Raw genomic sequence first — 13,951 nt, forward strand, 5'->3', positions numbered from 1 at the left:
TGCCTCTCAAAGTACTTGTTGCAGGAAGCCGGCGGTGAGTTCGCGTTTGCGGGCGGCGATCTCCTCCGGGGGTACGACTTCGATTTTTTCGTCCGGGGTGATCTTGAACAGGGGCTGGCCCTTGTGAATGATGACCCCGTCGGTTTCCACCAGCACCTTGTCTACCGTGCCGGCAAACGGCGCATAGACCTTGTTGAACATCTTCATGACTTCGACGATATACAGCGGGTCGCCGGCCTCGAAATGGTCGCCCTTGGCAACGTAGAGTTCGTGCTGTGGCGATTCACGGCCGTAAAACATGCCCCCGCTCTCCGCCAGGATCTCGTCGCCCCGGGCCGCTACGGGCGGCACCAGCACCTTGGCCATGCGGGCCTGGTGTTCCGTATCCAGCAGATCTTCCGGGATGTGAATGCTGAGGTCCTGGTTCACACCGAGCTTATAGTATCCGGTGGCTTCGGCGATGCTGGGCAGAACTGCCATGATGTCGACGCCAGCCTGGAAACCCAGGTGTGCAGAGCGGACCTGGTTCCAACTGGCGTCGGTAAAGCCTGTGGGCGCGGCCTCGTCTGCCAGCAGGGTCTGCAGGGCAATCCAGTCGGACGCGTCGACACGGTTGTTGAGTTCAGCGTAAAAATCCAGTGCCTGCTGCAGGATCTTGTGATCGTGGTCCCAGATCATGCTGGCGGCTGGCGCACGCGGGGTGAAATCCATGTTGAGGAAATGATAGGTGTCCGCCAGCAACTCGACAGGGTTCTCGTTCCAGCACAGTTTGCCTTCTATCACCGTGTAACAATCGCGATTGATGCTGAGCCAGCCGCTGAGTACATGAGGCTCTTCCAGCAGGCGGTACAGCGGACGCAGCAGCAGCGTGTGTTTCAGTTCCATCGCATCGTGCAGGGCCTTGGCAGCGGCCTCGCCCAGCCCCTTGACCCGTGCACGGCAGATCTCCCGCCAGGCAAAGTCCAGGTCGATATTGTTGGCCTGGTCCTTGAGCTCACCCACCGCTGTCAGGTAGGGCACGATAAAACGTGTCGTCGGCCGGGCATTGATATTCTGGCCAATAAACCAGTTCACCAGACCGTAGTGGAATTCCAGATTGGTGGCGAGATCCTTGCCGCGCATACGGGTCCGGCGGATGGTTTCCGCCATTTTCTCGTAAGTCTCCAGCCGGGTCTCGCCCACCGTCAGCAGCAGCGCGATATTGGAGTCGTACGCACCGGCCAGGGTGTACTTCATGAACACGTCGGAGTCGGGATTGTGCAGGCTGATGCCCTGGTCGTCGCGGATTTCCCCTTCCAGGGCATCGCTCCAGTGCTCAATCACGCCGCCCGCAGCGGGCTGCAGTGCCTGGTTGGTGGCATTCAGGCGGGCCTCCACGCTGTCATTGTGACGCAGGATGCGGGTGGGCTGCGGCAGGCGCGGGCCGTGAGCCGCCAGCAGCACCATGGCCTCGACCAGCGATTCCACTACAAAGCTGTCCTTCGGGTCATCGGGATTGCTGAAGCGCAGCGCGTAGCACAGCTCGGTCACCCGGTGCTCCACCTGGATGCGGGTGTTCATTTCCATGAAGAAGTGTTTGTCGCCGTCAACGATGCACTCGAAGGTGGACACCGAATCCAGACCCACCGCAGCCCCGAAGCGAGCGGCCTCATCTTCCATTTCCTCCAGGGTAAGCAGATCCTGGCGCAGCACCCGGGCTTCAACCTCCTGACCTGCCGCCTCTGCCTGCTCAACCGCCGTGCGCAGGGATTCCACCGTGACCGACACTTCCAGCAATTTCTGCTCGTGCATCTGCAGGGAACAATCGCGGCCGCCCATGGTGATGCACCAGTCACCGTTGCCGACGACCTGGATTTCCTGATGGCGCGTGGTCTCAATATTGAGTTCGACAAGCACGTTCTTGTTATCGCCCACGCCGGTGGTTTTTACCTCATTGAGAATTTCCCGAACCAGTTCCGCGGTGCGCTTGGCCTGGCCGACGCCAAGAATGCGCTGGCCCTTGCCGCCGCCGCCGCTTATAGCCTTGAGCCGCACCCGATTGCGCGGGTAATCCGCCTGCATGCGGCCCACGGCTTCGGTGAGCGTTTCGCTGAGCTCATCCACAGTGTAGAGATCTATGCCCTTGGTGTAGGACGCGGCCAGCACTATGTCGGCCTTGTCTTCGATGCTTATGGTGTCATCATCGAGAATTTCGGGGTCTACCGCCAGACCTTCGGCCTCGCACAGGGCGGTCAGCGCAGCGACATCGGGATATTTCTTCAGCAGGGTCAGTGCCGTGCCGTTGTCGATACCGGGAGTAACGGAGACGCCGGACTTGAGTGCGGTACGCTTGGCTTCATCCTTTAAGCCGGCATCGTGCACGGTGCGCGAGCAGGGGCCGATGAAGTTGAGGCCGGCGCGCTCCATGGCCGCGACCATGGTTTCGTCCTCGGCCATGAAGCCGTAACCGGCGAAGATCGCATTGTAATTGTTGTCACGGGCAATGCTGATGATTTGCGCGATGCGCTGGTCCCGCTCTTCCTTGTTGGCGCCGGTGTAGTCCGGCACCCGGTGGACCCGGTCCGGATCAGTCAGGGAGCGCAGTTCAGGCGCCAATGCATTCTGATAGACGATGGAGTCTTTCTCGGAAAGCAGAATACCAAAGTGGTCGATTCCCATTTCACTGAAGACGTCCATCGCCTCCTTGCGGATGGGACCGCGGCAGATGATCAGCGGCCGCAACTCGCTGCAGTCAAACTGCGCCACCCAGGGCGATGCTTGCCGCGCGAGACGCCGCTCGCGGTGGATCAGGGGGTTGCGCAGATAGTGTTCGTTGGACACGCGATCTTTCCTCTGTCTGTCTGGTGTTGGAGCGGGCTTAGTGGAACTCACGCTGCACAGACGTGAGCGGCTCCGCTGTGTAATGGCGCAGGCAGAAGTCCATGTGCTCCGCGAGAACCTGGCGCAGATCGGAAGGCATCACAATCTGGGAAATCGATCCGAGGCTGAGAGCCTCATTCGGGTTCATCAGTTCCTGCTCGTAGCGCTGGGCCAGCAGCTGTTCTTCAGCGCGGACCCAGGCATTGACCAGCTGGGTGGCGGCGGTGTTTGCCTCCTCAGCCGAGAGGCCCGCGGCCACTTGCGCCCTGGTCTCGGCGGCGATCTTGTCCGCCACGCCGGCGCGAATATGGCGCAGTTCATCCTTGTATACATACTCGACACCCGCCGGCCCCATCACCGCTACCCGGGTGGTCGGCAGAGCGACCACGAAATCCGCCCCGGTGGGATAGTTGTTATAGGAGGCATAGGCACCGCCGAAGGCGTTGCGCACCAGCACCAGGAAACGCGGTGTGCGCAGGTCGACAATCGCGTCCAGCATCGCTCTCCCGGCCTGCACGATACCGCGCGCCTCCTGCTCCTTGCCGGGCAGGAAACCGGTGGTGTCTTCGAGGAAAATAACAGGGATGTTGTACAGGTTGCAGAAGCGGATAAAGCGCGCGTTCTTGTACGCCGCGCCGATGTCGATCTGGCCCGAAGCCACCGCCGAGTTGTTGGCCACGAAACCCACCACGTTGCCGCCGAGGCGCCCGAGCGCGGTAATGGTGTTGCGGGCACGCTCGGCCTGAATCTCGATGAAATCACCGTGGTCGCAGAGCTGCTGGATAAGAATACTGATATCGATTGGCGTGTTGTAGCCGGTCGGTGAATTGAAGGCTTTTTTGAGCAGGATATCGATATCCCAGGTTTTGCGACTGACCGGATCCGAGGAAGCCAGAAAGGGCGCGGCACTGCTGTTGTTGTCGGGCAGGTAGTTGAGCAGGGCCCGCACCTTGCGCAGTGCTGCAACTTCGTCCGGGACCACGAAATCCGTGACCCCGCTCTGACTGTGGACACCGGGGCCACCGAGTTCGTCCGGAGTCACATCCTCGCCCAGCACGGATTTCACCACGCCTGGGCCGGTAAGGCCGAAGAAGGTATCGTTGGGCTGGATCAGGAAGCTGCCCTGACGCGGCAGGTAGGAACCGCCGCCGGCATTGAACCCGAACATGCACATGATGCTTGGCACCACGCCGCTGATCTTGCGCAGCGCGGTAAAGGCATCGGCATAACCATCCAGGCCGCCAACACCGGCTGGAATGTAGGCGCCGGCGGAATCGTTGAGACCGACCACGGGAATCTTGCGCTTGGCCGCCAGCTCAAACAGTCGCGCCAGCTTCTTGCCGTTGGTGGCGTCCATGGAGCCGGCGCGAACCGTGAAATCATGCCCGTAAATGGCAACGTCGCGGCCGTTGACCTTGATCAGGGCGGTGACCAGTGACGCGCCGTCGAGATTTGGCCCCCAGTTCTGGTACAGGATGGTGGGCGCTGCATCTGCCAGATAGTCGATGCGCTCCCAGATCGTCATCCGGTTCTTCTGGTGCTGGCGCTGGGTATTGCGCACGCCCGCCGCCCGCAGCGGACGCTGCTGTAGTTCCCAGCCGGCCTTCAGGGATTTCTCATACAGGCCAGGTTCCGAAGCCAGCTGGCCAGGTACCTTGAATTCCTGTTCATCCACTGTGGCGAACGGGTTGTTGAGAGAGGCAATCAGGTCAGTCTCAGTGCTTGTCTTCATTCTGTTTCCCATGCTGGTGCAATGCCGGTTCCGGCAGAGCCGGCCACTGCCTCTACCTTCTGTCGAGATTCCCGGGTTTACTTGTGACGGCGGCCGGGCTTACGATGTTACCCCGGCTCAAATTCGGCGCACCACATTAATTCCAAGGCGTGGGAATGTCAATTTAACGGCCCGCTAACGCGACGGCGAAAGATACCGCATATGCCCTGCCCTGCCCCCTCCCACACCTCGTATTGCGTAGTTTATACCCGCTTCAACTACGCAAATACTCAGCGTCAACATGGCGCCAGACGGGCGTCACGCGCCGGTGACTGCCGGTGAGCCTGCACTTCGACGAACTCGACTGGCAGCCCGATAGCGCGCGCCTGTTCACCGCCCTGCGCGACCTCCCGTTTCCGGCCTGGCTGGACAGCGCACAGCCCTGGGCCGGCAATGGCCGCTACGACATCCTGGTGGCGGCGCCGACCGCAGACACGCCCGGTGCACCGGCTGCAGACGCGTCTGCTGCCACCTGGCGCAGCTACTTCGACACTCTGTCCCAGTACCACCGGGAACGCTATGCCGGGATCGCGCCAGCGGGGCAACGCCTGCCTTTTTGTGGCGGCCTGCTCGGCTACCTGGGCTATGAACCCGGCAACGCCCTGCATGCCGTTGCGCACCCGCAAGCGACCTCCACCGCGACAGCCGCAGCCCACATCGGTGCCTACGACTGGTGCCTGGTCCAGGATCATCTGCTGCGACGATCCGTGCTAGTGTCCCTGCCCTGGGTGAGCGCAGCTACGCGTCGGGAGCTGCGGCTGCGGCTGCAATCGGCGCAGGAGACTGCCAGCGATGACACCTTCCGGCTGCTCGGCAGCTTTGCTCCGAGCATCAGCCGCGACGACTACCGGGCTGCCTTCGCCCGCATCCAGGAATACATTCAGGCCGGAGACTGCTACCAGGTCAACCTGGCGCAGCGCTTCGAGGCAGCGTTCAGCGGCGATCCCTTTGCCGCCTACCGGATACTGCGCGAAGTTGCCGCCGCACCCTTCTCCGGCTACCTGCAGCTGGCCGATCAGCAGGCGCTGCTATGCCTGTCTCCGGAGCGGTTTCTGTCCCTGCAGGGACAGCAGGTGGAAACCCGCCCGATCAAGGGGACCCGCCCCCGCTTCGCCGATGCCGATCGCGACCTGCGCAGCGCTCGGGAACTGCGTGACAGCCCCAAGGATCGGGCCGAGAACCTGATGATCGTCGACCTCCTGCGCAACGACCTGGGCCACAGCTGCGTGCCCGGCAGCATCCACGTTGACCAGCTGTTCGCCCTGGAAACCTACCCGACAGTGCACCACCTGGTCAGCACCATCCGCGGCGAGCTCGTCCCCGACCGCGGCCCCCTCGACCTGCTCCGCGACAGCTTCCCCGGCGGCTCCATCACCGGCGCCCCCAAGCGCCGCGCGATGCAGATCATCGCCGAGCTCGAACCCCATAGCCGCGAGGCCTACTGCGGCTCCCTCCTCTACATCAGCGCCGACGGCCACATGGACAGCAACATCGCCATCCGCAGCCTGGTTGCCACTAACGGCAGTATACGGTGTTGGGGGGGCGGTGGGATTGTGGCGGATTCGGAGGCCGATCAGGAGTACCAGGAGACTTACGACAAGGTTGGCCGATTCCTCAGCACTTTGGAGCAGCGGTTCAGGTAGCTGTAGTGTGAGCGTTGGTGTATGGCGCCCTGTGGGTAAGGGCCTTGCGGGACTCGCCGCAAGTACATCCATGTAGGCTCGTATCGCCTGGGCGGCCCCGCGCCTCCATGCGCTCAACGGTTCCGCAAGGCCCTTAGCCACAGACCGCCCTCTCGCACCGAGTACATCGAAGCTGCAAAGAACCGAAATCCCGAACATCTGAACCGAACCGGCGATCGGACAGCCTGCATTCACTCCCGAAGTGAAGCACTGTGCATGCTGCGACTTCCCCGGAACCGTAACGACATCCATGCCTTGCTCCGAGTCCGCTACCGGAAAGGCTGGCTGCACTCCCAGGCTGAAGCGCTGTGCATGCTGCGGCCTCCCGGGACCGTTGACGGCATGGATGCCGTCACCGAGCCTACACGGACGTATTTACGGCGAGTCCCGGGAGGCCGCAGCATGGGCAGCGCGCGTTCGGAGCACCAGAGGCGTCGCGCCGGCAACCTGGCAACCTGGTAAGTCAGCAAGTCGGTTCAGACGGTAAGCGGTCTGTCGCTGGCATCGACGAATGCCTGCTTCAGCGTCGGAAAGTCATGCACCGCCTGGAACTGCGGAAACTCCTCAACCACATTCTGCGGCGCGTGGAACAGGATGCCGACTTCGGCCTCGCCCAGCATCGAGGTGTCATTGTAGGAATCGCCGGCGGCGATGATGCGATAGTGCAGGCTGTGCAGGGCCTGTACCGAGGCGCGCTTGGGATCTTTCTGGCGCAGTTTGTAGTCGACCACGCGGCCGCTGTCGTCAACTTCGAGCCGGTGGCAGAACAGGGTCGGCCAGCCGAGTTGGCGCATCAGTGGGGCGGAGAATTCGTAGAAGGTGTCGGAGAGGATGATGACCTGGAAGCGCTCGCGCAGCCAGTCGAGAAAGCCGGCGGCGCCGGGCAGTGGCTCGAGGGTGGCGATCACTTCCTGGATGTCGTCTATCCTGAGGCCGTGCTGGTCAAGGATGCGCAGGCGCTGCTTCATCAGCACGTCGTAATCGGGAATGTCCCGGGTGGTGGCGCGCAGCTCAGGAATGCCGGTGCACTCGGCGAAGGCGATCCAGATTTCCGGTATCAGTACCCCTTCAAGGTCCAGGCAAGCCAATTCCACGTCTCGTTCTCCCAGCTCAAATCAGACAGCGGCACAATCTACCCAAGGCCGCCAGCCATCACAAGCACAGCGCGGCAAAAAAATCAGTAGACGGGGAGTTCGATGTGGGAGAACAGCTCGTCGAGCTCGGTCTTGCTGTGATGGGAGAAGGCCTCCTGCACCACGTCCCGGGTCAGGTGCGGGGCAAAATCCTCGATGAAGTCGTACATGTAGCCGCGCAGGAATGTGCCACGGCGGCAGCCGATCTTGGTCACGCTGCTGGCGAACAGCTTGGTCGCATCCAGGGGCACCAGGTCGGCATCGGCGCGCTCATCGTAGGCCATGGCGGCGACGATCCCGATACCCAGGCCGAGGCGCACATAGGTCTTGATCACATCCGCATCGGCTGCCGTGAACACCACCCTGGGCACCAGGCCGCGGGCGACGAAAGCCTCATCCAGCTTGGAGCGGCCGGTAAAGCCGAACACGTAGGTCACGATCGGGTGTTCGGCCACATCCTCCAGGGTCAGCTCGGAAAGCTGGGTCAGGGGATGGTCGCGGGGCACCAGCACGCAGCGGTTCCAGCGGTAGCAGGGCATCATGATCAGGTCGCTGAACAGCTCCAGCGCCTCGGTGGCGATGGCAAAATCGACGGTACCATCGGCGGCCATCTCGGAGATCTGCATCGGGGTGCCCTGGTGCATGTGCAGGGACACATCCGGATAGCGCTCGATAAAGGAGCGGATCGTCGCCGGCAGGGCGTAACGGGCCTGGGTGTGGGTGGTCGCAATGGAGAGGCTGCCCTTTTTCTCGTTGGAGTATTCCTGGGCGACCTGCTTGATGCTCTCGACCTTGCGCAGCACCTCCCCCGCCGCCGTGAGAATGGCCTCACCTGCCGGGGTCACATGAGTCAGGTGCTTGCCACTGCGGGCAAAGATCTCCACCCCCAGTTCGTCCTCGAGCAAGCGGATCTGCTTGCTGATGCCGGGTTGTGAGGTGTACAGGCTCTGGGCGGTCGCGGAGACGTTGAGTTCGTGGTGAGCCACTTCCCAGATATAGCGCAATTGCTGCAATTTCATCGCCTGACATACTCCCCTAACGCAGCCCACTGGGGTGGCGGGCATCCAACGCTTATGAAGAATAGTAGTTAAAGAGGCGGTTTGCCAACAGCAATGGAATAACGAACCGAAAGTTCTTTCAACGGTTGGCCACGCCGTGAGGTACGTGCCCGGTGGCAATATGGGGACCGGCGAGCTGGCAGTGTGTCTCCTGGTCATCGAAGAAGACATCTGCCTGGTACGCGCGCAAAAACTCGGTCTTGTTGAGCCCGCCGAGGAATATCGATTCGTCGATGCGAATGTTCCAGGCGCGCAGGGTGCGAATGACCCGTTCGTGGGCCGGCGCCGAGCGGGCGGTCACCAGGGCAGTGCGGATCGGCGCCTCGGTGGCGGGGAAGGCCTGCTGCAGCCGGTGCAGCGCAGCGAGAAAGGGCTTGAAGGGGCCGCCACTCAGGGGGGTGCGTGCCGCCGCCTGCTCGCTGGCGGTAAACGCCTCCAGGCCTTCGGTCTTGTACACGCGTTCGGCCTCATCGGAAAACACCACTGCATCGCCATCGAATGCAAAGCGAAGCTGGTCCGAGCTGCTGTTGCCGCCCTTGTTGGAGACCAGGGTCGCCGCGGCGACGCCACAATTGAGGGCGTAACGTACATCCTCCGCCTCGTTGGAGAGGAACAGCTGACAGCCAAAGGCATTGATGTAGCGCCAGGGACTCTCACCGCCACAGAAGGCGGCGCGGCTGATGGGCAAGTCGTAGTGCTGGATGGAATTGAACACTCGCAGGCCGGTATCCGCACTGTTGCGGGACAGCAGAACCACCTCAACCTGCACGTTGTCACCGAGCAGGGTATTCAGACGCAGCAGTTTTTGTACCAGCGGGAACGCCTCCCCAGGCTGCAGCGGCTCCTCCTCGTGGGCAATCTGGTATTCGGAGTAGGCTTTCAGGCCGTCCTGCTGAAATACGCGATGACTCTCATCGAGGTCAAACAGCGCCCGGGAAGAAATCGCGATCACCAGCTTGTTGGAAAAGTCTTCTGCCATGGGACTGAGTTTACCCTTTACACAATGGTCCGCATAGCTGGACTGGCCGCGCCCCGGACCTGACCCACACTATTCCCGCGATGGCGACCCCTCCTCGCTCCGCAGGGGAAACTGCTCCAGCGGGTCGGCTTCTGCCAGTTCGGCCTCGTGCTGTTCCAGCATGCGCTGGATGCGCTCGCGCAGCAGAGCTTCGTGCAACTCGGCCTGCCGGCGTTCGTTGCGCAGGGATTGGAGCAGGGACACCGCCATGAAGATCATCAGCACCATGAACGGAAAAGCGGCGACAATGGACATGGTTCGCAGGGCACCGAGCCCTCCGCTCAGCAGCAATACAGCCGCCACCAGGGTCTGCATCACACCCCAGGTCAGACGCAGCCAGCGCGATGGGGTCAGCACACCCTTGCCGGTAAACATACCGAGGACAAAGGTGGCTGAATTGGCCGAGGTGATAACAAAGAGCACGATCAGGATCAGCACCAACACCGCCAGCACATCCGCCCCGGGCAAAACCTGCAGCATAAGAAACAGGCCAGAGCTGATCTCCGCTTTGACCGCTGCGGCAATGCCGGGCTCCCCGAACAGCTCCTGATACAGGGCCGTGCCCCCAAAGGTGGCAAACCAGACCGCGCTCAACAGCACCGGCATGCCGATAACACCGAGCACGAACTCCCGGATTGTGCGGCCACGCGAAATGCGGGCGATAAAACTGCCCACGAACGGCGCCCAGGAAAGCCCCCAGGCCCAGTAGAAAATGGTCCAGCGCTCGACCCAGTCTTCCCCGGTGTAGGGGGTCATCAGCAAACTCATGCCGATGACGTTACCGAAGTAATCGCCCAGCGCGTTGGTCAGGGCTGCGGTGATGAAATCCGTGGGCCCGGCAAAGAACACGAACAGCAGCAGGCCCGCTGCCAGCAACATGTTGGCATCGCTGAGGTAGCGGACACCACTCTCCAGCGGGGTGAGGGAGCAGAGCAGGACAATCACCGCAATCCCGCCCAGAATGGCGAGCTGGGAACTGGTTGCGAAGGCAATGCCCGCCACCGACACCAGACCACTGTTGATTTGAATCACCCCCAGCCCCAGCGTGGTCGCCACCCCGAATACGGTGGACACTACCGCCAGCACATTGATGGCATGCCCGAGACCGCCATCCACCCGATCGCCGAGGCTGGCCCGGAACGCCTCACTGATCAGGCCGGGGCGCTGCTGACGGAAACGCACATAGGCAATCGCCAGCCCCACCACGGCGAAATTGGCCCACTGGTGGAAACCCCAGTGGAACAGGGAATAACGCATGCCCAGGCTGGCGGCCTCGGGTGTGCCGGCCGGCGCCAGACCCAGGGGCGGGGCGTTGTAATGCGTTATCGGCTCGGCGACGCCCCAGAACACCAGGCCTACACCCATACCGGCGGAGAAGATCATGCCCAGCCAGGCCGGGTAGGGAAACTCAGGCACCTCGCCGTCTGACCCCAGGCGTATACGGCCATAGTCAGACAGCGCCACCGCCAGGCAGAAAACCAGGAAGCCGGTGGTTGCAAACAGGTACAGCCAGCCAAAGTGCTCGGTGGTGAAGTGCAGCGCCTGTTCCGCGCGGCTCGCCAGCAGCTCCGGCGCCCACACACCCAGGGCGACAAAGGCCAGCAATAACAGCAGCGACAGGTAGAGAACCCAGCCCGGACGGTGGGTCATCACGCCTCCGCTTTGAAGTATTCCCGGCTGATGCGGAAGACCAGCGGCCCGAGCAGCAGCAGCGCGATAAGGTTGGGAATGGCCATGAACGCATTGAGCGTATCGGCGATCAGCCACACCAGTTTCAGTTCAATCAGGGTTCCGACCGGGATCACGGCTACCCATAGCAGCCGGAACGGCAGGCTGGCCCGCACCCCGAACAGGAACACCGCGCAGCGCTCGCCATAAAAGGACCAGCCGATCATGGTGGTGAACGCGAACAGGCACAGGCCCAGGGTAACCACGTACTGCCCGCCCGGCATGCCCCCGGCGAAGGCCATGGAGGTCAGGCTGGCGCCGCTGACACCGGAGGGCAACACGTCCATGATCACGATCACCAGGCCAGTCATCGTGCACACCACCAGGGTGTCGATGAAGGTACCGAGCATGGCGATCATGCCCTGATGCACCGGTTGGTCGGTGCGGGCCGCGGCATGGGCAATGGGCGCGCTGCCCAGCCCGGCCTCGTTGGAAAACACGCCGCGGGCAACACCGAAGCGGATTGCCGCCCAGACCGTGGCGCCGGCAAAACCGCCGGCGGCGGCGGAGCCGGTGAACGCGGATTCGACGATGACCGCGACCGCAGCCGGTATGGCGCTCATGTGGGTGATGAGGACAATAAAACCCATGAGGATATAGCTCAGGGCCATGAAGGGAACCAGCCAGCTGGCGACGCGCGCGATGCGTCGCACCCCGCCGAGGATTACCGCCGCCACCAGTACCATCAGCACCAGGCCGGTGGCCAGCGGCGGCACGGCAAAGGAATCTTCCAGCACCTGGGACACGGAGTTGGACTGAACGGTGTTGGCGATACCGAACCCGGCCAGGGTGCCGAAAATCGCAAAAGCCCAGGCCAGCCAGTGCCAGCGCTTGTGAAGCCCGTTGCGGATGTAGTACATCGGCCCGCCGCTATAGTTTCCGTCAGCATCCTGCTCCCGGAAACGCACCGCGCACACCGCCTCGGCGTACTTGGTCGCCATGCCCACCAGGGCAGTGATCCACATCCAGAACAGCGCTCCCGGCCCACCCAGCACCAGGGCGGTGGCCACCCCCGCAATGTTGCCCGTCCCTATGGTTGCCGACAATGAGGTCATCAGGGCGCTGAACGGTGAAATATCGCCTTTGCCGTGCCCTTCCCGGCCCCCGAGCAGTAGCCCAAACGCGCGCGGGATATTGCGCAGGGTGAGGAAACGCAGGCCGATACTCAGGTACAGGCCGGTCCCCAGCAACAGGGCCAGCATGACAGGGCCCCAGACCCAACCGTTGACGGTGGTGATAAATTCGCTCATTAGGCCGGATCCCCGATTCAGCCGCGCATGTCAGCGCCGGTGAAAGTGAACTGTTGCGCCTGCGGGAAGACCCCGAAGACACCCCCTGTATGCAGAAAGATGATATCGCGGCAGTCGCGAAAACGCCCGGCATCCAGTTCGGCGAGCATGCCCTGAAAGGCCTTGCCGGTATAGACCGGGTCCAGCAGCAGGCCCTCCAGCGCCGCCAGTTCCGCGATCAGCGCGAACACCTCGGGCCGGGCAATGCCGTAGCCGTCGCCAACATAACCATCCAGCACCCGGGTTTGCGCAGTAACGGAGGGAACACCGGGAAACCGGGCCCGCCAGTCCGCGCGGTCCGCAGCCACCTTGTCCAGAAAATATTGTTCATCATCGCAGACATTGACCCCCCACACGGTCAGCGGCAGGTCGTAAAGGCTGGCGCCTAACGTCAAGCCAGCCTGGGTGCCGCCGGAACCCGACGCAGTCACCAGGTGGGCGCTGTCGATGCCTGCTGCGGCGAGGTCAGACGCCAACTCCTCGCACGCGGCGATATAGCCCCAGGCTCCGAGCCCGTCGCTGCCACCCGTGGGAATGGCCAGCGCCTTGCGGCCGAGGCCGGCATAGTGATCCTGCCAACGGGCAAACAGATCCGGCAACTCGCTGACATACTGGTGTTTGGGATAGCAGTTGATGGTGGCGCCGGCGAGCTGGTCCAGCAGAAAGTTGCCCTCCCCGATCGCGGGCTCTTCTCCCCGCAGCAGCAGGTGGACCGCAAGACCGCTCTGGGCGCCGGCAAAGGCGGTGGCTCGGCAGTGGTTGCTCTGCAGGCCGCCGCAGGTAATGAGGGTGTCACAGCCCTCCGCCAGGGCGTGGGCGATGATGAATTCGAGCTTGCGAACCTTGTTGCCGCTGAGCAGGCAACCGCTCAGGTCGTCGCGCTTGACCCAGAGCCGGTGGCCCTGCCCCCAGCGCTCGCTGGCCCGCGCCAGGAACTGCAACGGGGTGGACCGGCGAGCCAGCTCGACCCGCGGCGGGAACTCAAGCGCGGCCATCAGCCAATGGACTTGAGGGTTCCCTTGGGCAACACGGCGTGGACGTGAATCCGCTGAAACTTCATCTCCACATTATTGGCGACATTCAACACCATGTAATTGTCGTCGAGGCTGGTGATGCGGCCGAGGATACCGGAACTGGTGACCACCTCGTCGCCCTTGCCCAGCGCCGATACCATCTGCGCGTGTTCTTTCTGGCGCTTGCGCTGGGGGCGGATCGCGATGAAGTAGAACAGGGCGAAAAGGCCCACGAGGAACACAATCTGGAACATTTCACCGCCACCGGCGGGGGTACCTTCGGCCTGGGCATGGGCACTGGCAATGAACAAACTCATGGAAACTCCTTGTTGACGGGTAGGAATAGAGGGCTTTGCGAGAGGCGGCAGACAGGCGCAAATGTACAGTGAATCCCCTGTCC

The 13,951-nt window shown here is 62.6% G+C and carries 10 protein-coding genes; 1 reads left to right on the forward strand and 9 read right to left on the reverse strand.

Features of this window, described 5'->3' with window-relative positions; all coding sequences use genetic code 11:
• Positions 1 to 6: 6 nt before the first annotated feature.
• Both Q6D67_RS09185 and Q6D67_RS09190 read right to left on the reverse strand, forming a co-directional pair.
• Positions 7 to 2,820: a biotin/lipoyl-containing protein gene (locus Q6D67_RS09185; protein WP_304705305.1), complete on the reverse strand. Its 2,814-nt coding sequence runs from the start codon at positions 2,818 to 2,820 to the stop codon at positions 7 to 9.
• 37 nt (positions 2,821 to 2,857) lie between these two features.
• Positions 2,858 to 4,591 (reverse strand): acyl-CoA carboxylase subunit beta, encoded by a 1,734-nt coding sequence (locus tag Q6D67_RS09190; RefSeq protein ID WP_304705306.1) that lies wholly within the window; start codon positions 4,589 to 4,591, stop codon positions 2,858 to 2,860.
• A 317-nt stretch (positions 4,592 to 4,908) separates the two neighbouring features.
• Here Q6D67_RS09190 and pabB point away from each other — a divergent pair, with 317 nt between their 5' ends.
• Entirely contained in the window at positions 4,909 to 6,273 is a 1,365-nt protein-coding gene (pabB, locus tag Q6D67_RS09195) for an aminodeoxychorismate synthase component I (protein WP_304705307.1), read from the forward strand.
• A gap of 515 nt (positions 6,274 to 6,788) precedes the next feature.
• Here pabB and thrH read toward each other — a convergent pair.
• The 7 genes from thrH to yajC form a co-directional block, all read right to left on the reverse strand.
• Positions 6,789 to 7,406, reverse strand: a complete 618-nt coding sequence (gene thrH / locus Q6D67_RS09200) for a bifunctional phosphoserine phosphatase/homoserine phosphotransferase ThrH (RefSeq protein ID WP_304705308.1) — start codon at positions 7,404 to 7,406, stop codon at positions 6,789 to 6,791.
• Between the two features lie 83 nt (positions 7,407 to 7,489).
• Positions 7,490 to 8,464, reverse strand: a complete 975-nt coding sequence (cysB, locus tag Q6D67_RS09205; RefSeq protein WP_304705309.1) for an HTH-type transcriptional regulator CysB — start codon at positions 8,462 to 8,464, stop codon at positions 7,490 to 7,492.
• Between the two features lie 118 nt (positions 8,465 to 8,582).
• Positions 8,583 to 9,482, reverse strand: coding sequence for a 5'-nucleotidase (locus Q6D67_RS09210; protein ID WP_304705310.1), 900 nt, complete (start codon positions 9,480 to 9,482; stop codon positions 8,583 to 8,585).
• Positions 9,483 to 9,551: 69 nt separating this feature from the next.
• A complete protein-coding gene (locus Q6D67_RS09215) occupies positions 9,552 to 11,171 on the reverse strand; it encodes a BCCT family transporter (protein ID WP_304705311.1) in 1,620 nt (539 codons plus the stop codon).
• Positions 11,171 to 12,499 (reverse strand): sodium:alanine symporter family protein, encoded by a 1,329-nt coding sequence (locus Q6D67_RS09220; RefSeq protein WP_304705312.1) that lies wholly within the window; start codon positions 12,497 to 12,499, stop codon positions 11,171 to 11,173. Before Q6D67_RS09220 ends, Q6D67_RS09215 begins: the two co-directional genes overlap by 1 nt.
• Before the next feature lie 17 nt (positions 12,500 to 12,516).
• Positions 12,517 to 13,533 (reverse strand): 1-aminocyclopropane-1-carboxylate deaminase/D-cysteine desulfhydrase, encoded by a 1,017-nt coding sequence (locus Q6D67_RS09225; protein ID WP_304705313.1) that lies wholly within the window; start codon positions 13,531 to 13,533, stop codon positions 12,517 to 12,519.
• Positions 13,533 to 13,868 carry a preprotein translocase subunit YajC gene (yajC, locus tag Q6D67_RS09230; RefSeq protein WP_304705314.1) on the reverse strand — a complete coding sequence of 112 codons (336 nt, stop codon included), beginning with the start codon at positions 13,866 to 13,868 and terminating at the stop codon, positions 13,533 to 13,535. Before yajC ends, Q6D67_RS09225 begins: the two co-directional genes overlap by 1 nt.
• Positions 13,869 to 13,951: the final 83 nt, after the last annotated feature.

The sequence above is a fragment of the Haliea sp. E1-2-M8 genome (assembly GCF_030649675.1).
GTDB lineage: Bacteria > Pseudomonadota > Gammaproteobacteria > Pseudomonadales > Halieaceae > Haliea.

Bases quoted from the DNA above. Each gene is read 5' to 3' on its own strand.
- Q6D67_RS09190 (WP_304705306.1), bottom strand. From the start codon at position 4,591: ATGAAGACAAGCACTGAGACTGACCTGATTGCCTCTCTCAACAACCCG.
- cysB (WP_304705309.1), bottom strand. From the start codon at position 8,464: ATGAAATTGCAGCAATTGCGCTATATCTGGGAAGTGGCTCACCACGAA.
- Q6D67_RS09210 (WP_304705310.1), bottom strand. From the start codon at position 9,482: ATGGCAGAAGACTTTTCCAACAAGCTGGTGATCGCGATTTCTTCCCGG.
- Q6D67_RS09215 (WP_304705311.1), bottom strand. From the start codon at position 11,171: ATGACCCACCGTCCGGGCTGGGTTCTCTACCTGTCGCTGCTGTTATTG.
- Q6D67_RS09220 (WP_304705312.1), bottom strand. From the start codon at position 12,499: ATGAGCGAATTTATCACCACCGTCAACGGTTGGGTCTGGGGCCCTGTC.
- Q6D67_RS09225 (WP_304705313.1), bottom strand. From the start codon at position 13,533: ATGGCCGCGCTTGAGTTCCCGCCGCGGGTCGAGCTGGCTCGCCGGTCC.
- yajC (WP_304705314.1), bottom strand. From the start codon at position 13,868: ATGAGTTTGTTCATTGCCAGTGCCCATGCCCAGGCCGAAGGTACCCCC.